The sequence below is a fragment of the Pseudovibrio sp. M1P-2-3 genome, from assembly GCF_031501865.1.
GTDB classification, from domain to species: Bacteria; Pseudomonadota; Alphaproteobacteria; order Rhizobiales; family Stappiaceae; genus Pseudovibrio; species Pseudovibrio corallicola.
In genome coordinates, this window is record NZ_JARRCW010000001.1 from 940,279 (window position 1) to 964,616 (window position 24,338).

General features: G+C 47.2%; 16 protein-coding genes, 1 tRNA gene and 1 pseudogene. 11 read left to right on the forward strand and 7 right to left on the reverse strand.

Going from position 1 to position 24,338, the window contains the following annotated elements:
• Positions 1-459: 459 nt before the first annotated feature.
• The 5 genes from P6574_RS04330 to P6574_RS04350 all read left to right on the forward strand — a co-directional run bounded on the left by P6574_RS04330 (position 460) and on the right by P6574_RS04350 (position 5,728).
• Positions 460-1,581 carry an extracellular solute-binding protein gene (locus P6574_RS04330; RefSeq protein WP_310619159.1) on the forward strand — a complete coding sequence of 374 codons (1,122 nt, stop codon included), beginning with the start codon at positions 460-462 and terminating at the stop codon, positions 1,579-1,581.
• 67 nt (positions 1,582-1,648) lie between these two features.
• Positions 1,649-2,776 (forward strand): ABC transporter ATP-binding protein, encoded by a 1,128-nt coding sequence (locus tag P6574_RS04335; protein ID WP_310619160.1) that lies wholly within the window; start codon positions 1,649-1,651, stop codon positions 2,774-2,776.
• Positions 2,773-4,200: an ABC transporter permease gene (locus tag P6574_RS04340; RefSeq protein ID WP_310619161.1), complete on the forward strand. Its 1,428-nt coding sequence runs from the start codon at positions 2,773-2,775 to the stop codon at positions 4,198-4,200. The genes P6574_RS04335 and P6574_RS04340 overlap by 4 nt, the downstream gene beginning before the upstream one ends.
• Positions 4,197-5,033 (forward strand): ABC transporter permease, encoded by an 837-nt coding sequence (locus P6574_RS04345; protein WP_310619162.1) that lies wholly within the window; start codon positions 4,197-4,199, stop codon positions 5,031-5,033. The genes P6574_RS04340 and P6574_RS04345 overlap by 4 nt, the downstream gene beginning before the upstream one ends.
• Positions 5,033-5,728: a hypothetical protein gene (locus tag P6574_RS04350; RefSeq protein WP_310619163.1), complete on the forward strand. Its 696-nt coding sequence runs from the start codon at positions 5,033-5,035 to the stop codon at positions 5,726-5,728. Before P6574_RS04345 ends, P6574_RS04350 begins: the two co-directional genes overlap by 1 nt.
• Before the next feature lie 10 nt (positions 5,729-5,738).
• On the opposite strand, the gene P6574_RS04355 is transcribed toward P6574_RS04350, so the two are convergent.
• Complete coding sequence (locus P6574_RS04355; RefSeq protein WP_310619164.1) at positions 5,739-6,287, reverse strand: tetratricopeptide repeat protein; 549 nt, start codon at positions 6,285-6,287, stop codon at positions 5,739-5,741.
• Positions 6,288-6,349: 62 nt separating this feature from the next.
• Here P6574_RS04355 and P6574_RS04360 point away from each other — a divergent pair, with 62 nt between their 5' ends.
• The 4 genes from P6574_RS04360 to P6574_RS04375 all read left to right on the forward strand — a co-directional run bounded on the left by P6574_RS04360 (position 6,350) and on the right by P6574_RS04375 (position 15,491).
• Positions 6,350-7,276, forward strand: coding sequence for a CehA/McbA family metallohydrolase (locus P6574_RS04360; RefSeq protein ID WP_310619165.1), 927 nt, complete (start codon positions 6,350-6,352; stop codon positions 7,274-7,276).
• A gap of 487 nt (positions 7,277-7,763) precedes the next feature.
• On the forward strand, positions 7,764-12,365 hold the full coding sequence (locus P6574_RS04365) for an ExeM/NucH family extracellular endonuclease (protein WP_310619166.1): 4,602 nt from the start codon (positions 7,764-7,766) through the stop codon (positions 12,363-12,365).
• A gap of 100 nt (positions 12,366-12,465) precedes the next feature.
• Entirely contained in the window at positions 12,466-14,175 is a 1,710-nt protein-coding gene (locus tag P6574_RS04370; protein WP_310619167.1) for a type I secretion system permease/ATPase, read from the forward strand.
• Positions 14,175-15,491 (forward strand): HlyD family type I secretion periplasmic adaptor subunit, encoded by a 1,317-nt coding sequence (locus tag P6574_RS04375; RefSeq protein ID WP_310619168.1) that lies wholly within the window; start codon positions 14,175-14,177, stop codon positions 15,489-15,491. Before P6574_RS04370 ends, P6574_RS04375 begins: the two co-directional genes overlap by 1 nt.
• Before the next feature lie 246 nt (positions 15,492-15,737).
• On the opposite strand, the gene P6574_RS04380 is transcribed toward P6574_RS04375, so the two are convergent.
• Genes P6574_RS04380 through P6574_RS04390 form a run of 3 tightly spaced genes read right to left on the reverse strand, consistent with a single transcriptional unit; the run spans position 15,738 to position 18,589 of the window.
• On the reverse strand, positions 15,738-16,424 hold the full coding sequence (locus tag P6574_RS04380; protein ID WP_310619169.1) for an ABC transporter ATP-binding protein: 687 nt from the start codon (positions 16,422-16,424) through the stop codon (positions 15,738-15,740).
• Positions 16,421-17,191: an ABC transporter permease gene (locus P6574_RS04385; RefSeq protein ID WP_310619170.1), complete on the reverse strand. Its 771-nt coding sequence runs from the start codon at positions 17,189-17,191 to the stop codon at positions 16,421-16,423. The genes P6574_RS04380 and P6574_RS04385 overlap by 4 nt, the downstream gene beginning before the upstream one ends.
• A 12-nt stretch (positions 17,192-17,203) precedes the next feature.
• Positions 17,204-18,589, reverse strand: coding sequence for a lipopolysaccharide biosynthesis protein (locus P6574_RS04390; protein WP_310619171.1), 1,386 nt, complete (start codon positions 18,587-18,589; stop codon positions 17,204-17,206).
• A gap of 701 nt (positions 18,590-19,290) precedes the next feature.
• Here P6574_RS04390 and P6574_RS04395 point away from each other — a divergent pair.
• Positions 19,291-19,380: transfer RNA gene (locus P6574_RS04395), tRNA-Ser, on the forward strand.
• An 874-nt stretch (positions 19,381-20,254) separates the two neighbouring features.
• Positions 20,255-21,007, forward strand: a pseudogene (locus P6574_RS04400) (IS5 family transposase).
• Between the two features lie 9 nt (positions 21,008-21,016).
• Here the strand turns inward: P6574_RS04400 and P6574_RS04405 are convergent.
• The 3 genes from P6574_RS04405 to P6574_RS04415 all read right to left on the reverse strand — a co-directional run bounded on the left by P6574_RS04405 (position 21,017) and on the right by P6574_RS04415 (position 24,308).
• Positions 21,017-22,249 (reverse strand): HlyD family secretion protein, encoded by a 1,233-nt coding sequence (locus tag P6574_RS04405; protein ID WP_310619172.1) that lies wholly within the window; start codon positions 22,247-22,249, stop codon positions 21,017-21,019.
• Positions 22,250-22,609, reverse strand: a complete 360-nt coding sequence (locus P6574_RS04410) for a hypothetical protein (RefSeq protein WP_310619173.1) — start codon at positions 22,607-22,609, stop codon at positions 22,250-22,252. It lies immediately after the preceding gene.
• A 250-nt stretch (positions 22,610-22,859) separates the two neighbouring features.
• Positions 22,860-24,308 (reverse strand): coniferyl aldehyde dehydrogenase, encoded by a 1,449-nt coding sequence (locus P6574_RS04415; RefSeq protein ID WP_310619174.1) that lies wholly within the window; start codon positions 24,306-24,308, stop codon positions 22,860-22,862.
• Positions 24,309-24,338: the final 30 nt, after the last annotated feature.

A 24,338-nucleotide genomic window follows, 5' to 3' on the forward strand; every position in this document is an offset into this window, starting at 1 on the left:
TACGTCAATTATTGGTAAATATGATAATATAAATAAAAGGGGTAGCGTCGTACCATCGTGGAATATTGGCTGACCGAGGCGGCGAACCAGAGAGATAAGGCTAAGGATTCTCTACTGTTCAAGGGCCAATTTTAATGAAATATATACAATGGTATTGGTTTAAATCGCTTACCCATAAATATTACTAATAGTCTTATCGTGTAAAATCTATGTATCCTAGTAATATCGGTGATATTATATTTAAATATATAAATATAAATGAGAATTTTATAGCTTAAGCCGTCTAAATATCGAAGTTATATTGACATTTAAATACCATTAAATTCTACTTAGCTGATTATAATTGAATTCAGAATTTGTATCGTCATAAAAGTGTAAATGAGCGGCGCTTACAACAATGGCCTTGGATGGGACAATGCCATTGTAAAAAGTAAACTGACTGAATTCTTGGAGGGGTAGATGACAATATCAAGACGTAACCTTTTAAAAGTAACGGCTGCAGCAGTTGCAACACCGGCGGTTTTGAGAGCCCACGACGCTCTCGCGACTTCTGGTTCCGTAAAGATTTCCGCTTGGACCGATTACATTCAGCCCAATATAATCGAGAAGTTTGAGGGCGAGACTGGAATTAAAGTTGAGCTCTCAACTTATGGCTCCAATGACGAATCTGAATCAACTGTGCGTGCTGCTGGCGGAAAAGGGTTTGATGTTGTCTTCCCTTCCATCACCAATGCGCCAAATTATCTGGATGAAAGTGGAGATAACTATTTTGCTCCCATTCCGGCAGAGGTGAATGCAGACGCTATCATTCCTTCTTTTTTAAGAGATAGTGCTGTTCTGGGTGGTCTGCACCGCGGTAAGCAGATTTTGCTGCCTTTCAACTGGGGCACAGAGGGCATCACCGTAAACCGTAGTGCTTTTGATATCGCTGATGAGAGCATTTCCTATGGGGATTTATGGGCCCCAGAAGCAAAAGGGAAAGCAGCCTTCCGACAGAAATCCGTTATTATGGGAACGGGTCTTTATCTGGATGCGATTGGTGAAGTGAAGTCCAACCGTATGTTGGATGTTTATAAGACCGAAGAGGATGCGCGCCGTGTCTGGGGTGGCATCACCAAGTGGATCATGGAGCGCAAGGACAACTTCGGGGCATTCTGGAACAACGCCACTGAAGCAACCGCCGCCTTCAAAGAAGCTGGCTGCATTATCGGTCAGACATGGGACACAACCGGCCTGTTATTGAACAGGGAAGATTCAAGTTATGCCTTCCGTGCGCCTAAGGAAGGTATCATCACTTGGCTTGATAGTTTTGGTATTTTGCGTGGTGCCGAGAATCGGGATCAGGCGATTGCATTCATGAACTTCATGCTGAAGCCGGAAGTGGGTGGCATGTTTGCCAACAATACCGGATACAATTCAGCCGTTGCTGGGGCTGCGGACTATGCCACTGAAGAGTTCAAGCGTCAGTTTAATGAGGTTTATACGCCGGATGTTCTGAGTAATATGTGGTGGTGGCAGGCAGATACGCCATTCTTCGCACCAGTTCGTAACGAATTCGTTGAAATCATAACGAACGCCTAAATCTCAAATCAGAGATCTTTCGGGAGACAGCACTGCTGCCTCCCATTCCCTATACAATGAGGAATTGATGCGCGGAATGGAAGTGACGTTGAATGACGTCAGTATAACGTACCCTAACGGCTTTACAGCTGTTCACCCCACTAGCCTGACGATCAACCCCGGAGAGTTTTTCTCGATCCTTGGCCCATCCGGTTGCGGAAAAACAACACTGCTTCGCTCCATATCGGGTTTTGTTGAACCCACAGAAGGTCAAATTCTGATTGGCGGGACAGACTATAAAGGGATCGGCCCCAATGGGCGTCCAACTGCGCTGATTTTTCAAAACCTCGCCTTGTTCCCTCTTATGTCGGTTTGGGAAAATGTAGCCTTTGGGCTTGAAGCTCGCGGGATCTCCAAAAGGAAACGGCGTGAAAAGGCCGAGGAGCTTCTGGAACTGGTTGCCCTTCACGATCAGGCCGATAAAAAACCGACCGAGCTTTCCGGTGGGCAACGCCAGCGTGTTGCTATTGCACGGGCGTTGGCTGTCGAGCCTGCGGTCTTACTGCTGGATGAGCCTTTGTCGGCGCTCGATCTAAAGCTGCGCCAACATATGCGCACCGAACTTAGGGCCATTCAAAAGCAAACCGGGGTTACCTTTATTTATATTACCCATGATCAAGGCGAAGCGCTGACAATGTCAGACCGCATTGCGGTGATGAATGAGGGGCGAGTTCAACAGGTGGGCAGTGGTGATGAAGTTTATTCGCACCCTGAAACACCCTTTGTTGCCAGCTTTGTGGGTGAGGTTAATCACTTCCACGGCAGGGTTTCCAAAGCAGGTACGGGATCGGCCTTTATTCAGACCACACTTGGGAGTATGGCCGGCAAAAATCCATCGAATATGAGAGATGGAGAGGAGGCGATCCTATTTGTCCGTCCGGAAAATATGAGACTTGCAAATGGGATAAGTGATGAGAATGCCTTTGAAGTACGCTTTCTTCGACGGGATTTGGAAGGGCCGTTTGTAAACCTTTACATGCAGCTGGCAGGGGGGGAGCAAGGAGCCCCCATTTGTATGCAGCTGCCTAATAACGGAGCCTTACCGGACCTTCAACAGGATGAGAGGGCATTTGTGGCGTTTGATCCTGAAGCCGCCCGGGTTTTGTCCGTTGGTCCTATGGCGAAAACGGGCCGAGAGGAGCTTATCGCGGAATGAAGGCGCTTTTCAAAAACTATGGCAAGTTGCTGACTGGCGTATTTTTCGGGTCTGTTGTGTTCTGGGCAGCGCTTTTGATTATTTTGCCTCAGGCGACAATGCTCAAGAAGGCGATAACAGAACCTAAACGGCAGCTGGACAGTTCGATTGCCGAAGCTCTTGCCAGAGATTCTGATACCTGTGCTAATGTTCTTCTGACATACGCACGGGCTGAAAATAGAACGGGTAAAGTGGGCGCAGGTATTCCTTCGTTTTCCGGTACTCCGTCCCTCGCAGTTCCCAGCATGAGCTCTCCATCTGCCTCTGGAATGGCTATTCCTTCAATGGGGGGAGGGGGAAGTCACCTTCCTCAAGTACCCTACATTATCCAATGTGACAGGGCCGATACGCACCGTCAGATGGTACGCTCATCGGGAGAGCGCATTTGGCTGGATGAGCTTTACAATGTACCTACGATGAAAGTTCCTGAAAATGGCAGTGCTCAGGACCGGATCAAAGTGGCACACGCCATTAATGAAATCGCCTCTACCTTACATAAAGAGCTGCTTGAAAGGGAACGCACGCAGCTAAATGTGAGCTGGGGGAATTTCAGCTCTCTTATGCGGCCAACACTCATTCCTCTTTCCAGTGAACAAAAGTTGGAAGAGGATGGCAAGCTCTCAAAGATGCTCTATGGCGCTGTTGGGCTACGCATGGAAAAAGATGGGCAAGTATATGAGAGACTGGGCCTGATTGTTGTAGTGCGCACACTTACCTTCGCAATTTTAGCGACAGCTCTTGCTTTGGTAGTTTGTTATCCAGTCGCCTACAACCTTGCACTGGCCAGCTCGGCAGATAAGGCGCTCTGGCTGTTTCTGGGGTTAATTATACCATACGCTATTGTCGAGTTGATGCGCATTTACGCGTGGACCTCCATCATCGACAGCTATGGATTGCTTAATACCATGCTGGATTGGGTGGGGATTACGGATCTGGCACGCGGGGAAGTCGTGCACTTCAAACGCTCCGCTTTAACGGTTTTTCTCGTTATCGTGTACACCTATGTTCTGTTCATGGTGTTCCCCATCTATAATGTTATGTCTACGCTGGACAAAAATCAGGTGGAGGCGGCCAAGGATTTGGGCGCATCATCCGTTCGCGTTCATTGGCGTGTGATTATTCCCCACTCGAAACCGGGCATAGCTGTGGGCTGTATTGCCACCTTTATGTTGGCAGCTGGGGCGTTCTCTGTGCCGCGAATAATTTCACGCGGGCTGCAGTCGGAATGGTTCAGCCAAACCATCTATAATAAATTTTTTGAAGCAGAGAACTCCAATATCGGGGCCGCCTATTCGGTTACCTATACGGTATTGTGTTTTGCTCTTGTTGCTTTGTTTATGTGGCTAATGCGTACGCGCTTAAAAGACTTTGCGAGGGCTCAATGACTTCATCCCGAGTTCTCTCCGCCTATACTTGGGCCTTTATTGCCTTCATGTTTGCACCGCTCCTGTTGATGGTGGTTGCCAGCTTCAACAATACATCCCCGCCTTCAGTTACCGATTGGCAAGGATTTACGACCAAGTGGTACGAGTTTTTCTGGATGTCACCAGAAGCGATGCGTGCCGACAATGTCCTGCGGGCTCTGGATCGGGATCGCTTTATCAGCTGCTTCCAGAACTCCCTTTGGATATCGGCCTTCGTCGTGCCCGCGTCTCTCCTGCTTGGTTTATCGGGCGCTGTTTTGCTCACCCGTTGGCAAAGTAGGGTAAACGGAATTTTGTGGTGGGTTCTTCTCTCTCCTATGCTTGCACCAGGAATTGTTCTCGGGTTGTCGGCTCTTGTTTTTTGGGGGCGGGTTGGTGTTGATGCCGGTACATTCACTATTGTGATGGCACAAATCACGTTTGTTGCCGGATACCCGCTCCTCATCATCATGGCGCGCCTGCAAAGGCAACCTGTAGAGCTGGAAGAGGCAGCTCTTGATCTTGGTGCTTCACCGTTTCGGGTTTTCTTCAGGATAACGCTACCCTATCTGGTGCCGGCTTTGGCATCTGCAGCAGTGATTGCATTCATGGCTTCCATGGAAAATTACAATACAACCATGTTTGCCAAAGGCGGGGCCTGTACGTTTGCAACCGAGGTTGGCGCTATGGCGCGTAACCCCAATGGTCATCCGCCCGTGATTAATGCGGTAGGTACGATTATCATCTTTTTGACCGTCAGCTTTGCCTTCCTCTACACGTTCCTAGTGAAGAAGGAAGCGAAGAAGGGTGAATAATGAAGGTTGTTGCGCGTTGTCATCCAGCTCTTAGGAAGGTTTTACCGGCTCCCGTTCCGGCAGCGCAAATGCTGCCGGAGTGGTTTCGTTCCATGCCGGGTAAAACAGTTTCCCCCACTCTTGGCGGGGAAACCGTGAGGACACTTAAACACTGCCCTCCGCTCATAGATGCTTTGACGCTGGGCGTTTGCATTTTGTTGCCAACGGACCTTCACTTTGAAGGTGGAGAGGTTTTTTGGGACTGGAACCCGCCGATAATTTCAGATAGTCCCATCAGCCGAGCACCCATCGGCGTTCATGTACCCGAGCAGGCAGAGGGCGCTCCTTTAGGGCAATCTGATGAATTGCTGCTTAAGTTCATGAACTTCTGGAGTTTGGAAGCTCCAGAAGGCTGGCAGCTTCTATTTACCCATCCTATGAACAGGAGTGATTTACCGTTTCAGACCTTAAGCGGGCTGGTGGATAGTGATCGCTTCAAGCATGGGTATGTTCATTTTCCAGCCATTTTACAAAAGGGCTTTGAGGGAACAATTGTCAAGGGAACACCCATTGCGCAGATTGTTGCAGTGCCGGCGCAGGAGCAGCCGGAACTCCTTGTAGAAAATATGTCGGAGGATTGGGTTGAGGAAAGTGCGAGGGTGCAGCGCGAATTGCAAACAGATACGGGTGTCTACCGTAAAAAGTATCGCAGGTAGGCCGGTGTGCTTAAAGCCTTAGCGGTATTCTGCCCTTGGCCGTTCGGACCATTTCCTTCAAAATCCGAGGCCGTGCTGATGGTGCTTCCAGCAATGTGGATAGAAGTGCAGGGGCGGTTTCATCCCCTGTTTCTGCTGCAATCCTGTAAAGGGCCTGATCTGCTTCCTCTCCCGAAAGCTTCTCCCAAGCGTCTTTGGCGACAGCCCACAGGCCCAACCTCAAGCCAAGACGGCCCACATTTCTCCAGGCATCCTGATCTGCAGGGCTTAAGGCTACCACTTTTTGAAAAGAAGCGAGTGCCCTGTCCAATTGATTTTGGGCAACTTGCCAGCGGCCCAGTTCAAACCATGCAATTGAATAATCCGGCAGTTTTTGGACGGCCTGCAAAAAGCATGGGCCAATTTTCTCTGTCTTTCCAAGTTGCTCGTAAACCTTTCCAAGGTTGTAGTGCAATTCTGCAGGACACTCTTTTCTTCGGGAGGCTTTTTTCAAAAGCGTTTCGGCTTCTTGCCATCGTCCGGCAGAAATTAAAAAGGGTAACTGGGAAAGATCAATCATTTAAACAAGATAGGAAAAACCTGCGATTCTTGCAAGGCAGTCTCAGAAAGGGGGATTAGGCAATGAAAACGGAAGGAACTTTTGAGAAAGAGGGACGGTTTTACCGTGGAAACCTGCATACGCACTCAAACAGGTCGGATGGTACACTGACACCAGAAGAAGTTTGCCGGCGCTATCATGCAGAAGGCTATGACTTTATTGCTGTAACGGATCACTTTGTGGGCTGCTATGACTACCCAATTGTTGATACACGCCCTTTTAGACGGGAGGGGTTTACAACTATTTTAGGTGCGGAATTGCACTCTGGGGCAATGGAAAATGGGTCTCTCTGGCACATATTGGCAGTTGGTTTGCCTGAGGATTTTGCTCCCCCTAACTCCCCAGACTTTTACCCCGTACCTGATCAGGAAAACGGGTCGGATATCGCTCAACGAGCGCGGGATGCGGGAGCCTTTGTCGTTTTAGCCCATCCGGAATGGTCTGGCCTGACCATGAATGATGCACGTAGTTTAAAAGCGGCTCATGCAGTGGAGGCCTACAACCACGACTGTTTTACAGGTGCGGATCGCGGGTTTGGGTTTCATACGCTTGAACACCTTTTGGATGAGGGGAAAAAGCTGACGCTGTGTGCAACTGATGATGCCCACTTCAAAGGGCCAGATCATTTTGGTGGCTGGGTTATGGTCAAGGCCTCAGAAAATAGCCCGGAGGCTTTGTTGGCAGCGCTGAAAGCCGGTCACTATTATTCTTCGCAGGGACCAGAGTTGCATAGCATTCGTTGGAACAGGGATCTAGTTGAAGTTGAGTGTAGTGCCGTATCTTCTGTTCTTGTGCAGGGCAGGGGCATTAAAGCTACAGCTATCCACGGAGAAGCCATAACAAAGACCTCGCTTCCATTGGAGTATTTTAAGAGTTCAGATTGGCTGCGTATTACAATTGTTGACAGAGCTGGGAAACGGGCTTGGTCTAATCCGATTTGGAGGACGTAGTAATTAAAACCTACTTTGTAGTCTAGCCTACTTAGGGCTGTTGAGGCTTGGAAAAGGGAATGAATCTCTTTCTGGAAAGGAAGATTGTATTCATTCCCTTTCTACTTGCGTAAGTGTGATTCTGCACTTTGATACGAAAGTATTAATATTCACTACAATCATAGATACGTAAAAAATTACAATTATCACAATAGATTGAAAAGGTGGGTAAAAAACACCGCTTTTGAGTTTTGGTTGTGATTGAAAAATTTTTACCTTAATGAATTTTATTTCAATAACTTAGCTAAATCATCGGCATTTTCACCCCATAATATATGGTTAATAAAGTGTAATATTGCTGTTAATTTATAGTAATAGATGAGTAGTGTGCTTTGCTATACGAAGGCTTATTTAAGCTGATCGTATTTTTACTGGTTAAATAAAGCTTAAAATTCTAGGTATCCCGGGTGGGGGATATTTAGAGCATTAGTTGCAGGGGTTCCGTAATATGACCTACCACTTCCGTAAGAATGGCTGGTTCTCAAAGAACTATATTTTCGGCACTTGGGGGGATGATGCACTGCAAGGTACAGACGGTGCAGACAAAATTCTCTCCAGTCTAGGTAATGACTGGATAGAGGCAGGTGCCGGCGATGACACGGTCTTTGCTGGTTTTGGTGACGATACAATCTCTGGAGGAGATGGGAACGACATCATTGACGGTGGTTTCGGCTTTGATACTGCATGGTATTCCGGGTCTGTTCGGGACTACAGCGTAGCAAGCTTTAGATTTGGCTTTGCACGCTTCACATCTGTTGCAGCGCTTGATGCGAGCCAGATTGATACCCTGACAAACGTTGAATCCCTGTATTTTGAGGGTGATGATTACACTTTGTATCTAGATGGTACAAACAATGAAGTGATTGCAACGGAAGATACTGTTGCGATTGATGAAGATAGCGGTTTGTCCCTCACCGCGTCCGAGCTACTGGCAAATGATCTGGAGCTTGATGGGGATGAACTCACAATCACCAGCGTCTCAAACAGCGCAGCAGGTGCCACAGTCTCCTTGAATGGTGAGAGCATTTCTTACGATGCTGGAAGCGTGTTTGATCATTTGGCCGCAGGTGAAACCTTCGAAGATACATTTACCTACCTTGTGACAGACGGGCAGGGAAGTGAAACCGAGGCAACCGTTACTGTTGTTGTGACGGGCACAAATGACGCTCCGGTTTTGTCTCTTCCAACCTCCGTAGAAGTAAATGAAGGTGAGACAAGCATTGCAACGGCGTCTGCCATTGATATTGATGGTGATGCGCTGACCTACTCAATTTCGGGTGGGGAAGATAGCGCCCTCTTCCAGATTAATGCCGAAACAGGCGAACTTTCTTTTATCACTCCGGCAGATTTTGAAGCACCGGCTGATAGTGATGGCGATAATACTTATAGTCTGGATATTACCGTGACAGACAGCAATGGCGCAACAGATGTGCAATCGATTACTGTAACTGTGGCCGACGTTGTTCGCGAAACAATCGCCTACGATATGGTTGGTTCCTCCAGTGAAGGTTTGCTGAATTATTCGAATACTGCGCCAGACTTTGGATCGGCCGGTGATGCATTTGCTAAAATGAAGGTAGGCGATAGCATTCCTTTCGCGCTGCTTGATGAGAGTAATTCCTCCAATACCAGTGATACTGCAGGCATAATTGATGCTGGAACAAATGCCGATGAATTCTTCGGTATTGTCGACACTCAAAACGCTGATAACTCAGAGCCTGTTCAAGCATCATGGACCTTCGATGTCTCCGGCTACATGAATTTGAGTGTCGCTCTTGATGCTGGTGCAATGGGCGATTTTGAGGCGACGGATTCTTTTGAAGTTCGTTATTCGCTAGATGGTGGTGAAGAGCAGGTTCTGTTTACATTCTCTGCTGATGAGAGTGGAAGCCAGACCTATACGCTTGCGAACGGCTCTGAAGTCACTCTCAACGACCCTCTGGTGGAAACATCAACAGGCACAGTCCTTTCAAATGAATTGCAGACCCTGCTTGGTGACATTGAAGGTGTCGGCTCGGAGCTGACAATCATTGTGGAAGCGCAAGCTGATGGTGGCTCCGAAGCTCTGGCTCTGCAGAACCTGAAAATTGAAGGTGAACCAATCCAGCGTGAGGTATTTGCCTATGATCTGCTGAATTCGGAAAGCCGAAATCTCGTGAGCTACACCAATGATGCGCCTGATTTCTCCAGTGGAGGAGATGCATTCGGTATCATGCAGGTTGGGGACGATGTTCCGTTTTCATTGGTCGATGAAAGCTCTTCTACTTATCCAAGTGATACTGCTGGCATTATTGACGCTGGCACGAATACGGATAGTTTCTTCGGTGCAGTTGACACAATCAATGGCGATAACTCCGGCCCGGTAACTGCCAGCTGGACCTTCGATATTTCCGGATACAGCAACATTGCTCTGTCTTTGGACGCTGGTGCAATGGGTGATTTCGAAGCCGATGACAGCTTTGTCTTTACCTACTCCATTGATGGCGGAGCTTCTCAAGAGCTGTTTGCGTTTGAGGCTTCTGAAGATGAAAGCCAGACATACACCCTTGCGGGGGGAACGCGGGTATCGCTTGACGATCCTTTGGTTGAAACAGGAAGCGGCGTTACTTTAAGCAACGAGTTGCAAACATTGCTGGCGGATATCGCAGGAACAGGATCGGAACTGACAGTTTCATTCCAGTCTACAGCTGATGGTGGTTCAGAAGCATTTGCCTTCCAAAACTTGCAGCTTGAAGGCGATCGTACAGGTGACACTGGACCTGTTGAGCCAACGTTCTCAGTGGCTGCAAATGAAGCAACCATTCGAGAAGGTGATAGCGGTACAACTACTGTTGAGTTCACAGTTATGCGCAGTGGTGATGCTTCTGAAGCAGGTTCCGTTGAGTTCTACGTTGAAGGGGATGTGGACGCAGAAGACTTCGGCGGCGTGCTGCCAACTGGCTCTGTGTCCTTCGAAGCGGGTGAAACTTCTCAAACCATTTCACTGGAACTGTCGGGCGACATCGTCACGGAATTTGATGAAGGTCTGACAGTCTCGCTTACTAACCCTGTCGGTGGCACTATTTCTTCCGGTTCTGCGACAACAACAGTCATCAATGATGATTATTCCATCACGGCAATCTCTGAAATTCAGGGGAGCGGTGATGAGAGCCCAATGGTTGGCGCAGCTGTTAACGTGAGTGCAATTGTTACTTATGTGGCGGAAGATGGCTTCTTCTTGCAAGAAGAAGACAGCGATTCAGATGGAAATGACCAGACATCTGAAGGTGTGTTTGTCTACACGGGTTCTGCACCAACTATTGCTGTTGGAGATCATGTGGAACTGGGAGGAACTGTCGGTGAAAACTTTGGCCAGACCCAGCTTTCAAACATCACCAACCTCACTGTATTGAGCTCCGGAAATAACTTGCCGTCTCAAGCACAAGTCACTCTGCCATTTGCCAACTCAGAAACGCTAGAGAAGTATGAGGGCATGCGTATCAGCCTTGATACCAATAATGGTGAAGCGCTGACAGTTATCGAGAACTTCTCCTTCGACCGTTATGGAGAAATTACTGTATCAGCTGGTACACAAACCATGCCGACCCAGATCTATGATGCTCAAGATCAGGCTGAGGAAGTTGCCGAGCTTATCGAGCAGAACCAGAACAACCGTATCATCATTGATGATGCAAATAGCACCCAGAACCCTGATGAGTTCACTTTCGTTCCTGTCAGTGAAGAGCAGGGAGATAACGGTAACGGTTATCTGGATGCAGGTGATGACTTCTCTCAAGGGGCGACACTGCGCCTTGGCGCAGAGCTGGATGCTCCGGTAGAAGGCGTTATGTCCTACTCCTATGGTGAATATCGGGTCTATGTAGATGACCAGATTTCCATTGATGAGAGCACTAATTCCGGCGCTCGTACTGATGCCCCAGAAGATACAGGTGGAAACCTGACAGTATCCAGTTTTAACGTTCTGAACTACTTCACCTCTTTGGGAGAACGTGGTGCAAGCAGTGAAGCGGATCTGGAGCGTCAGACTGCAAAGCTTGTCAATGCAATGCTTGCAATTGATGCGGATGTTTTTGGCGTGCAGGAAGTTGAAAACAACGGATTTGGTGATGACAGTGCGATTCAAAGCCTTGTTGATGCTTTGAATGCGGAATTGATTGAGCAAGGCCGTACGGATGAGTTGTACACTTATGTAAACCCATCGGATGGTGCTCCTGTTGGTACCGACGTCATTACCACTGGTATCATCTATAAAGAGAGCGAGCTCTCCCTCGTTACTTCTGATGTTCTGGTTTATGAAGAGCCAAGTGCAGCTGAAACCTATGCGATCGCTGAGCGGTTACAGGAGTATGCCAGCAGGGATTATGTGAGTGATCACGATCGCAACCGTCCAACGACAGTGGCGACCTTTGAAGATAACAACGGTGAAGTCTTTACGCTTGGCGTAAATCACTACAAATCAAAGGGGCCAAGCGGTCTGGATAGTCTGGCTGAGGATATCCAGAGCCAGCTGGACGCGGGTACTATTCCAGCGGAAGATGTTGCGCAGGTAACAGCTGATCTGGAAGCTCTTCTTGCTGATCCGAACTTCGATCAAAACGATGGTCAGGGCTTCTGGAACCAAGTGCGTACGGACGCAGCTTCTGAGCTTGGTTCATGGATAGAGACTGACTATGCAGGTGCCGGACTTGATGAAGATTTCCTTGTTATTGGTGACTTCAATTCTTATGCGCAGGAAGATCCGTTGGATGCATTGAGAGATGATGCCGGTATGGTTGATATCATTGACGAGTTTGTTGGTTCGGATGAGGCTTACAGCTTCGTATTCGATGGCCAGCAAGGGTCTTTGGATCAGGCACTTGCCTCCGACAGTCTTGCTGATCAGGTAACTGGCGTAACTGAATGGCACATAAATGCTGACGAGCCTGACCTGTTGAGTTACGACAGTGGCTTCACCGATGCAGGGTTTTACGATGATGGACCTTATGGTGCATCAGACCATGATCCGCTTGTAATCGGGTTGGATTTGGGTGGTATTAGCCCAATTGCTTAATCATAAAAAGGGGAGGTTGCTTGCCTCCCCTTTTTTTTTAGGTTACATTTTCGAAAGGTAAAGTTAGAGAAGAAAAATACAATAAATATAGAGAAAAATCTTGACAACACGATCAGCAGAAAATAGCTCGCAGGTTAGCGTCGCATTTAAGTCCTTAACTTCAAGCTTTTGGGGTGTTGGTTACTTAAGTTTTATTATAAATTTATTAATGTTAACAGGTCCTTTGTTCATGCTTCAGGTCTATGACCGGGTTTTGGCAAGTGGTTCCGTTCCTACCTTGGTTGTTATATCTACTCTGGCCGCCACACTTTATATGTTCTATGGCCTCCTGGAGGGGCTGCGGGGACGTATCTTATTAAGGCTGGGGCAAAAGCTGGATGCATCTCTTTCAGGAGATATTTTTCGAACCTCCACGTTTTTACCTCTGCGCGGTGGTGAAAAAGGACGCTCTATTCGTCCGGTTCAGGATTTGGACAGGGTAAGACAATTCCTTTCCGGTCCAGGGCCTTCCGCAATTTTCGATCTTCCCTGGATGCCTATCTACTTGGGTATCGTCTTCCTATTTCACAGTATTTTGGGTTTTGTTGCCTTAGGTGGTGCAATCATTATCTGTTTGCTTATTGGCCTGTCAGAAATGCTGACAAGAGCACCAACGAGGCAAGCAGCTGGTGCAACTGCACGCCGCACAGCTTTAGTGGAAACAAGTCGCCACAATGTGGAAGCTGTAAAGGCAATGGGCATTATGCCAGCCTTAACGCAGCGTTGGTCAGCAGAAAATGAGCGCTACCTAAACACACAGCGTGGAGCTGCGGATTGGTCTGGCTTGTTTTCGACCTCCATCAAAACAATCCGTTTTCTTCTGCAATCTGGCATCCTCGGAATTGGTGCATGGCTTGCCATCCAGCAGGAAATTTCACCAGGTGTCATGATCGCCGCATCTATTTTGACGTCGCGTGCGCTTTCTCCAGTTGAACAGGCAGTTGGACAATGGCGTGGATTTCTTGGAGCACGTCAATCCTTTGCAAGGCTTAAGGAAGTCGTTCCAGCTCTGGAAGAAAAGGAAGTCATGGAACTGCCTTTGCCGGCAAGGTCGCTTCGTGTAGAGGGACTGTTTGCTGGACCTGTTGGGTCAAAGACACCTTACCTGCAAGGGATTAACTTCGATTTGAAAGCTGGCGATGGTCTTGGCGTTATCGGGCCATCAGGAAGCGGTAAGTCTACACTTGCCAGATCTTTGGTTGGTTTGTTGCCATCGTTCCGTGGCTCAGTTCGCTTGGATGATGCCGAGCTTGATCAATGGAATGAGGGACAAGTTGGCCGTTTTATTGGGTACTTGCCTCAGGAAATTCAACTTTTTGACGGCACTGTTGCTGAAAATATCTCTCGTTTTGAAGCTGAGGCATCCTCGGATGATATTATCGAAGCAGCTCGAACCGCAGACTTGCATGACTTTATTGTTTCTCTTCCGGAGGGGTATAATACCGTTATCGGAGCGGGAGGATATGCTTTGTCTGGGGGACAGAAGCAACGCATAGCTCTTGCGCGTGCAGTCTACAAGAAGCCTTTCCTTGTGGTTCTTGATGAGCCTAATTCCAACCTCGATAATACTGGTGAGGTTTCGCTTGCAAATGCTATTCGCTCTTTAAGACAACAAGGTTGTATCACTGTTATCATCGCTCACCGTCCAAGTGCTTTGTCATCAGTTGACAAAGTGCTTTGCATGAAAGACGGGAAGCAGGCTGCCTTTGGTGACAAAGATGAAGTCATGAAACAAGTCCTCTCCCCAGTCCCTCGTCGTGAGATTGCGTAATGAATAATCAAGTAAAACCAGAACATAAAATTAACGGTAGCATTCGCAAGCATTTTCAGTTTGGCGCCTTGACTGCTGCTGCCCTTCTTTTGGGGATAGGCGGTTGGGCAGTCTTCACAGAAATAAACGGGGCCGTTGTCGCGCAAGGCAACATTGTGGTGGAGACAAACTCAAAGCAGGTTCAGCATCAGGAAGGGGGGATCCTTTCTGAAATCATGGTCAAAGACGGTGATAGCGTTGAAGCTGGCGACGTGGTAGCGCGTCTGGATTCCACGGTCACTCAAGCAAATATCGCAATTCTTAATCAGCAGCTAGCGGAACAGAATGCTCTGCATGCACGCCTCATCGCCGAACGGGATACTGCGGAGCACCCGGACTTCACACTTGCTTCCATGATTGAGCTTCCTGAACAGGAGATGGACGCAGTTTTGCAAGGGGAGTTGCAACTTATGTCTGCTCGCCGTAAAAGTTTGGGTGGGCAGAAAAAGCAGCTGGACGAGCAGGTTCGCCAGTTCGAGCAGCAGATAATTGGTTTGGAAGCGCAACATAGTGCAGTTCAGTCTGAACTGGATATCGTGGATGACGAGCTTCAGGAATTGAAGGACCTATATTCCAAGAAGCTTGTTCGTAAAACACGTGTTACGGAACTGAAGCGTGATCAAAGTGAGCTGCAAGGAAAGCGCGGGGAGCTGATTGCCTCCATTGCAAAAGCTCGCCAATCTATTTCCGAACGCAAGCTCCAAAAACTTCAGCTGCATGATGATTTTCTCGCCAGCGTCCTTGAACTCCTTCAGCAAACTCGCTCGGAAATTGTGAAGCTGGAAGAGCAGATGGTGACAGCTAAAGATGAATTGGCGCGAGTTCAGATCCGCGCACCGCGCACCGGAACAGTCCATCGAATGGCTGTCCATACAATAGGAGGGGTTATCGCACCGGGCGACACCCTTATGCTTATTGTACCTAATGAAGACAAACTTGTGGCTGAAGTACAAATTCGCCCTGTTGACCGGGATCAGTTATCCATCGGGCAACAGGCCACAATGCGCCTGACAAGTTTTGATCAAAAGACGACGCCCGAGCTAAAGGGGCAATTGGTTACAATTTCTCCCGATCTAACAAAGGATGAAACGACTGGTATATCTTATTACACTGGACGTTTTGCTATCCCTGAAAGTGAACTTGCGAAGCTGGGGAACAAAAAACTTGTCCCAGGCATGCCCGTTGACACCTTTGCGCAAACACAGCGACGTAGTGTTATATCCTACATCGTAAAACCACTGAGGGACCAGATTGCTCTTTCTATGCGAGAGCGATAATAGCCCTGCAATATTGGTTGGCTTGGTAAACATGCTCTGCTTGATTAACATTGGTTTAGCAGAGCGTGTCTTTGAGCGTTCTTTTGAAAAGTGAATGCGAGTTCTTAGATAAAGGGAGGCAGGTATTTCGAATCTGAGTGTTGTTATAATCATCATTTGACGAGAAACTCTCCCATCAACGAAGTTGGTAGATTTGACTTAGATGACACGTGGTGCCGTTATCTTTAGGGGGTCTTGTTTACTTTGTTACTGCCTGGTACTCTTCTTCGCGAAGGGGTTTACAGACTGTAATTCGTTATGAAGCTCCAGCGCTTGCTTAACACTCTCAAACAAAAAAATATCCCCGTCGTGCAGAACGCAGGCTTGATCGCAATATTTCTTAATTGTCCTCTCCGAGTGAGAGACCATGATGATATTTGAGTGCGCGAGTTTGTTTTTGAAAACTTCGTCACACTTTCTTTTGAAACGTTTGTCGCCAACTGCGGTGACCTCATCGATCAAGTAGTAGTCAAAATCGATTGCCATGCTTACACCGAAAGACAGTCGTGCCTTCATCCCGCTCGAATAGGTATTAATTGGGAGGTGGAGTGACTCACCAAGCTCCGAGAACTCGCTGACAAATTTAATCATGTATTCCGTATCTTGACCGTATATTCTTGAGACAAAGCGAATATTTTCTACTCCAGTCATCGTTCCAGAAAACCCCCCCCCGAATCCAAGAGGCCAGGAGACTGTAGATTCCCGTTGTATGTAGCCAGCATCAGGTAAGATCGCACCTGCAAGCATTTTCATGAATGTGGACTTTCCTGCCCCGTTATGGCCCAAGATTCCAACATTACTACCTACTGGGAAATCCATAGATACATTATCTAATATTACTTTTCGTACCCCCTGTAATCGAAAGGCCTTACTTATGTTTCTCAGCCTGATCATCTGATTGGTACTTTCCTGTAGACACGTTCACCAGTAAAGCCGATTAGAAGAAGAGTTAGAGCAACGCCAAGAAGGTAAGATTTGTCCAGAACTGAACTAGTATAGTAACCGTAGTAACCTTCACGAAACCACTCAATTCCATGGAGAATAGGATTCCAGGAAAGAAAGTAGACGATATTACTGGGAAATTCGCTGGGTATATACAAAATGCCTGAAATGAAAAAGAGTGGCCTGCTAAGGATGGCTTCAATAGGCTGCCATGAAGACCAGAGTTTGAAAATTACGGCATTTGTCATCCCTGCCCCTAACGCAAGGAGAGTGACGGATGTGAAGGCCATGAGAACGGTTTCGAGTCTTTGGGGAGGAAATGCCATATCTACTGCAATCAGCATGTTGAAAAACATCAACATGACTAAAACGAAAGTCAGGTAATAAAACAAGTACTTGGAAAAGACGATATCAGTTTCCTTAACCATTGGGTAAGTCAAAAGCCCCCTACTGGACTTGATGGCTGTCATAAGGTTCGAATTGATTTTCACGAAGGCTTGAAAAGGCATTATGCCAGTGGCAAAGAACAGTGCGAAGCTGGTTCCGATAGAAGGTGAACGTCCAACCGCTGAAAATATCATAACGAGAAGAAAGACCCCAAATGCTGGGCTGAGTATAGTCCAAAGGTACCCTAGCTTTGTATTGCCAAATGATGAGCGGGCCTCCCTTAGAACAAGGGCACCTATAACGCGAAACTGTATTGTTAAAAGTTCAGTCATATATTGGCCCTGTTACCTCAGATGGTCTCGAATGGAATAGACAATGAGCACGCCGAGGGTCCAAACAGCTAGCAAGGTTATAAAGATCAGGAGGGTGTTCACGACTCTTCTAGGGTACTCTGCTTCTTGAGCGGGGCTTGGAGCTTGAAACACGGCTAGATATCTTTGTTGTCTGTCGGCTTCAATACGAGATTGTTCAAGACCTGATAGTGCTGCTGTATAGGCTCCTTGTGCGAACTGCTGTTCAATTATGAGCTCTTCATAGTTGGCAAGAAGGTTTGGAAGTTTTTTGGAATCGTCAGAGCTTTCATTTAAAAATAGTCCCCGAGTGCTCTCGGTTTCCTCTGGTAAACTTGTTCTCTTTAAAGTTATTTGCTCAAGCAGGGCGGCCTCCTGCCGGCGTAATTGACGCATGCTTGGGGAGTTTTCATCAATAGTCCCGCGCAGGGTAGATATGCGGGACCTTAATGAAATGAGTTCTCTTTCCAGTTCCGCGACAAGGTTCATTTGAACTTCGGCATTTCTGGTGGGGTCCAACGAATTCTTCGTAACTCGGAATTTCAGCATACGCTCACGAATAATTCTTAGGCGCAGTTCAGCGCGGGACAGTTCTTCCTTTGCGAATTGAACCGCATCTTTGCGGGCATCCTTTGAGAGCTTATTTACCAGATTGGAGCTGTATTGGAGGATGAGCTCTGCGATATTCTTCGCGTCTTTAGGATTAAATGCCTGAACTTCCACTTCGATTATGCTTGATGTGTTATCGTAGGACGTGGAGACCATCCAGCTCCAGTAGTCGACCAGTTTTTCAATGGTTTCGTCGGGGTTTACCCTATATAAGAAATCAATCTCTGGCCTGCTGAATTTTTCCGTGATTGAAATGTCGTGAATAAGCCGTTCAACCACCTCTCTGCTGGTTAGGTAGTTTAGCAATATGTAAGAATCTGTTGTTGTTGTTCCGATATTTGTTAGTCCAGTGAGAGCCCCCAGAAAATCTCCCCCACCAGCACTACCATCCATACCCCGCACAGCAAAGCCAACTGTCGAGGAATACCGGTCACTTGCAAGAACTAAAAAATACCCCGCTGACAAAAGACCAGGAATCAAGACAAATACGAGGAATGAAAGAGCGAGTAGTAGTCTGCGCTTTTGTTGGGGGCGAAGAGCCGCAAATTGAGAGGCTCTAGTGAGTGGCCCAGTGCTCTCAACTGGTACGCTTGGCTGAGTTGGTTGAAGTTGCACAACGGAAACATTAGAGTTTATCGGAGCTGGAGTTTCCATGTCGCCTTTGTGATCGGCTTCGAGCGTGGTGCCTTTGGTGGTCTGAGGAGGGGCTTGAGTGTCGGTCTGGTCACGCCGTTGACGCCTAGATTTCCGCTTAACTGAAGGTTTGCTCACTATATCTTATCTCCAGCTTGACCTAGTTCTTTTGGACACAGTTGGTCACATTATGGGCTAGCTAGTTGTTGGTCGTTGAGGTCTATGGGTCCGGTGCTTGAACTCTTATCCCGATAAGAGAGTATGTTTTCAGCATTCCCATTAAGCACCGCATTGCTTAGATAAGTATTTAAGCAAGGGGTGATGTTGCTTAATTAGTATAGTTTTTGAGTTTGTATGTATATATGAGAGTAATTATTATAAAAAAGTCACTAGGTATTATGTGCGGTAATGTAAATGTTTAACCTAAGATTAATTTGCTGTGGTGCTGATGATTGTAGTTGCTGCAATTTGGACGTATGCCAGTGACAATTTCTCCGAGTGTGGGGAAGCGTAATCCTCATACAGAGGCTTGCTAGCTTCTTGGGGGACACGAATGCAATAATTTGTGCGTTGTGAAAGTGGGAAAAATATTTGTTCTGAATAGAAATAAATTGAAGGGATAGTAATCCCCCATCATTAGATGGAGTTTGCTGGTGGAGCATGCCCGTCGAAAAAGTCACCTCATTTGCTTCAGAACCTCAAAAAACATAGATACTTAGCTTACTCCAATTATCAAAAATAATGAGTATTTGTGGAAACCTAGTTTTCATCTGGAGATTTAAAAGAGAAGCGCTTGACTTTACCCCCTCATTCCACCAAAAAGACGCCATCACTTTTGCGGAGAGATGGCAGAGTGGTTGAATGCACCGGTCTTGAAAACCGGCGGGCGTGGAAGCGTCTCCAGGGTTCGAATCCCTGTCTCTCCGCCACTTATTTCCTTGTTTTTGTTATTTTTTTTCAAGTTATCCTAAGTCTATTCTGGGATTAAAATTCAGGAACAAAACAAGTGCAAAAATTGACGAAACCGGTCACCTTTAAATAGTCTCAGAATTTCTTTGAACTGAACATGTCACAAATGTTTCCCCGTGCCTACCAATGAGCATATCACATATGCGTCGCTTAAAGTGACAGTTGCACCGACAAGTAGGGCTACTGGCAGTAACTCAATTACGTACGATCATACCCCATCTTTCCCTCGGGTTTGCTCTGCTACAATCCGGGTTTGTTGCCGAGGGAGCAGGCCTTTTCGAAATCAAAAAGATACTAAGTTTTGGACCGGACCAACACACGAATTTACGATGGAAACCAAGGGGGATGTAGATAGGGGCAGTTCTGCTAGTTTTCCCTAAATATAACTGGATATTTTTTCATGGAAATGTGTCGAGATTGACATTCAGGGCTTATTTGACAGAAGCTAAATGAAGCCTCCTTTCTTAACCATAGTATCAAAATCTGGGTGTTTACGAAGTCCCTAATATCCTTAAACAATTAGGTATTTTTAGTTAAAATAGGCAGTTTGAGGGACGAATGTATACAATAGATTGAGTACAAAAAGGTCGGCGTAGCCGTCCATCGAGAGGTTGCGTATTTTGATGAAGAGTTTCCTAACGTTATTCTTAAAACGCCGGGGATGCTCTCGATGCAAGAACGCAGGTTTTTGTATACGTTAGTCAAACGGAAGTACATGGGACGTGGTTCCTTTGTGCTGAATCTTATCGAACACACTAGGCTTCAGACCCATCAAAGTATTTGTCATTTAAACTAAGTTATGATTCAAGCTCTCCAATAGGAGAGAATAATGTCGTGTTCCCATTTCGGCTTTCACAAGACCAGTTTGATCAAATAAAACCGTACCTTCCTACCAACACACGGGTCAAAGCTCGGGTGGATGACCGCCGCGTTATCAGTGGTATTTTTCATGTTCTCAAATCCGGATGTCGTTGGGTTGATGCTCTTGAAATTTATGGCGCCAGAAAGACGCTCTATAACAGGTTTGTTCGTTAGGCTGAGAAGGGCGAGTAGGAAACACTGTTTACGACTTGAGCAGCGGCAGACGGACCTCCCGCCCATGTGATGATCGATAGTACAGCAGTGAAAGCACACCGCTGTTCTTCAGGCGGTAAGGGGGGGAGAAAAGTCAGGCCATAGGCCGCTCACGCGATGGTCGGACAACAAAGATCCATGCTTTAACGGATGCAGCATGCCGTCCCCTCATGTTTCTACTGACAGGCGGCCAAGTGGCTGACTGCTCTGCGGCAAAGCTGTTGCTGGAAAAACTGCCCGAGTGCCGTATGCTACACGCTGACAAAGCTTATGACAGTGATGCTTTACGCACGCAAATCGAAGAACAAGGCGCTGTACCCAACATCCCGCCAAAAGCCAATCTAAAATGGAAAAACTGCGTTTCACCAACCCTTTACAAGGATCGCAATGCCATTGAACGGATGTTTTGTAGGATCAAGGATTTCAGCAGGATCGCAAACAGATATGATCGAAGCGCAAAGAAATTTTCTTTCCGCGCTCAGTCTAGTCGCGGCCATCTGTTACTGGTTATGAGTCTGGACCCTAGTGCCCTGAAAATACAAGTATTTTGACAGGAAAAAGAAGGGCTTGCAATCGCAGTATGAATGCGTGAAGGAGGCCGACTGTATCCACCATGTGATAGTAGAGTGTTCCCCAGAAGCCGACGGTTCCGGAGGCAAGCAGCTCATGGTTATTGGTATAGGCATTGGCGACACATTTACTTCCGGGAGGAATATCCAGTGTTTGCCCCTGATAAAGAGGCTCCAATACGGCTAGAAAAGTACCGGCCTTTTGTATGTCCTGAGTGTCAACTAGCTGATCTGTTGGTCTAAATTGTCCTGAAGCTATGACCTCTTGGATATCCGTAATGACCATCGGAATAATTACGAAGGGTTTGGATGCACAGGTAATTTCAGAAATCATGCCAACTTTGAGAACTGGCGCTGTGATTTGTTGAAATCCAGCTTGAAACCGGCTTTTACCAGAGCCCTTTGGAATTAAGATACCAGCTGCGCGCAGGATGGGGCTGACAATGTCTCCGGGGTGTAAGACAAACTGACTGATTGTGCCATCCACACCTGCATAAATAAATTTCTTGGCGTATTCGGCCTCAGCCTCACCAAGAGCGGCTTGAGCACTGGCCTTTTCAGCGGGCAAGGTGGCCTCAATCTCGGTCAGAATAGCCTCCTTATCAGCAAGCGCTGCATCCAGTTGCCCCTGCCTTGAAGAGGCTTGGTTGCGTCTGGTATCAATTTCTCTTTCTGTAACCACATTGGAGTTTCTACTTTGCAACTCCAATGTTCTTTCCAGCTCGTTGTTTGACTGGTCAAGAGAACTTTGTGCCTGAACGATAACGGCTTCTGCATTCTTCAACCTCGCCTGTGCCAACTTTAATTGTGCATCAATTTCATCAATTTTCCTTTTTGCACTATTTACCTTTGCAGCCTCTTCGGTGGCGTCCAGAGAAAAGAGGAGCTCTCCTGCTTTCACTTCATCATGATTTTCTACATAGACTTTATCGACACGCCCACTGGTTTCGGGAAGGATCGTGATGGTACGAAAATAGGACGTCACGTTGCTTGTTGACGGATGATAAAAGAAGACCAGCGTAATGAGGGCTATCGTTAGAAGCATACACGCTGTTATGCCCCATCGTAATTCATACCACACTGTGAAAACGGTTATCTCCCGGCCAAGTCGCCTGCCTTGCCAGAAACGTCTGATGAGGTAGTCGGGCAGAACGGTAAAAAGGGAGCAAGCGAGGAGCTCAAGCATCTATTTTTCTCCACCATTGCGCGTCAACTTGGAAAGAGTGCGGGCTATCACTCTAAGAGGCGTTTCAAAATCGGGAAGACGGATAGCTGCAAGAAGTAGTGCTGCAATCCAGAGGTAATTATTATGCGTGAATAGAGCTGTTAGGGCCATCACAGCTACAAGCTGCATTTGCCTTTCGCCATGTTTGTGGGCCATTCGTTCGGGCAAAGAGTGAAGTGAAAAATAGAAAACCCCTAAAAGAAGGAGGATAACGATGAGGAAGATAATGCTTGTTGTGAACAGCCAATCGCCCTGCTGCGGGGCGCTGATAAAAACAGGAAGATGCTCTGCTGCAAGTTCATGGCGAATAGCCGCATCCATTGATACGTCCCTCCAACTTCATTGGCTGGCCAGCACTACACCCGCTTGATTTTGGAAAGTCGGAACTTCCAGATGCAACGTTGGTTAAGTGGCCAGTATAGAGGAAATTGGTAAAGGCTATGTTTTATGGGTTTTACGGATGCAGCGTAGGTATTGGTAGTCTTTTTTAAATATATAGCTCAAACACGAGTCTGGCCAGTTTGTTGTACCATTTTTCGTGTCTGAGCTTTTTATCGGACCTATACCTGCGTTAGGTGATGCGCAGGTATTTCAAGATGGATTGCTTGAGCCAGCCTGTGTAGGGCGGTTGCATCAACCTTGCTGAGTTGAAGCGGCCTTTGGTCAGGACGGACTTTGCTTTTGAAAAGGTAAGGAAGCCTTCCGGTCCGTGATAATGCCCCATTCCAGAAGGACCAATTCCTCCAAAAGGCATGTCATCAACGGCAATGTGAAGGAGGCACTCGTTGATGGAGACGCCGCCAGAGTGGGTTTGCTCCAGAACCTGTTGCTGCTTTTGTTTGTCCAGCCCGAAGTAATAGAGAGAAAGCGGGCGAGGGCGATCCTTTACAAATTGGATTGCTTCATCAAGCGAATCTACGCCTATAATCGGTAGAAGAGGGCCAAAAATCTCTTCTTGCATCACTTCCATGTCATCCGTTGCATCCACAATCAAATGAGGTGCTATGCGGCGGGTCCCATCCCCTGCAAACTTCCCGTCATCAGCACGGATAATGTTCGCCCCTTTTGCGTGGGCGTCGTCAATCAGGCTTGTAATTCGGGTATGGTGACGCTCATTAATGATTGCCGTATAGTTCTCATTATTCTCAATAGTCGGATACATAGACTGAAATGCGCTTTTGTATTCCTGAATGAACGCATCCCTCCGGTCATTGGTGACCAGAACATAATCGGGAGAAATACAGGTTTGGCCTGCATTCATTGTTTTTGAGAAGCAAATCCTTTCAGCCGCCAGCTTCAGGTCCGCATCACTATCAATAATAGTGGGAGACTTTCCCCCGAGCTCAAGTGTGACCGGTGTTAGGTTATCAGCTGCTGCCCGCATGACATGTCGGCCAACAGGAGTAGAGCCCGTGAAGACTAGGTGATCAAAAGGCAGCTTGGAAAACTCAGAGGCTATCTCTGGCCCGCCTTGAACCACTGTGATGAGTTCAGGCGGAAATTCCTTGGCTATCATATCAGCAAATAATGCAGAGGTGGCCGGAGTGAACTCGGACATCTTCAGCATTACATGATTGCCTGCGGCAAGCGCTGTAATCAGAGGGCTCAATGACAGCATGAGCGGGTAATTGAATGGAACCACAATACCAACAACACCCAAAGGCTGGTACATGACCTTGGCTGAGGCAGGCTGCAGAATAAGGCTTACATGCCTTTTACTGGGAGCCATCCACTTGCGCAGCTTTTTCAGTGTGTAGTTAAATGTTTCCAGTACAGGAACAAATTCGGCGACCTGCGTCTCTATTGCGGATCTTCCGCCAAAATCCTCATCGAGTGCTTTGATAAGGGCACCCTTGTTTTTGAGCATCACTTTGCGGAGCTTTTGCAAGCGTTCCTTGCGCTCTTCAAAGCTTGCGTAGGGCGCGCGTGAAAATTCACTTCTCTGCCGTTGAAAAATTGGCTCTAGGGAAAAACTGGAGACGGATTGTGCCTCGTCTTTATAAGCTGTTTGTTTGTTCATAGTTCTTCCCACCTCTCCTCTAAGTGAAAT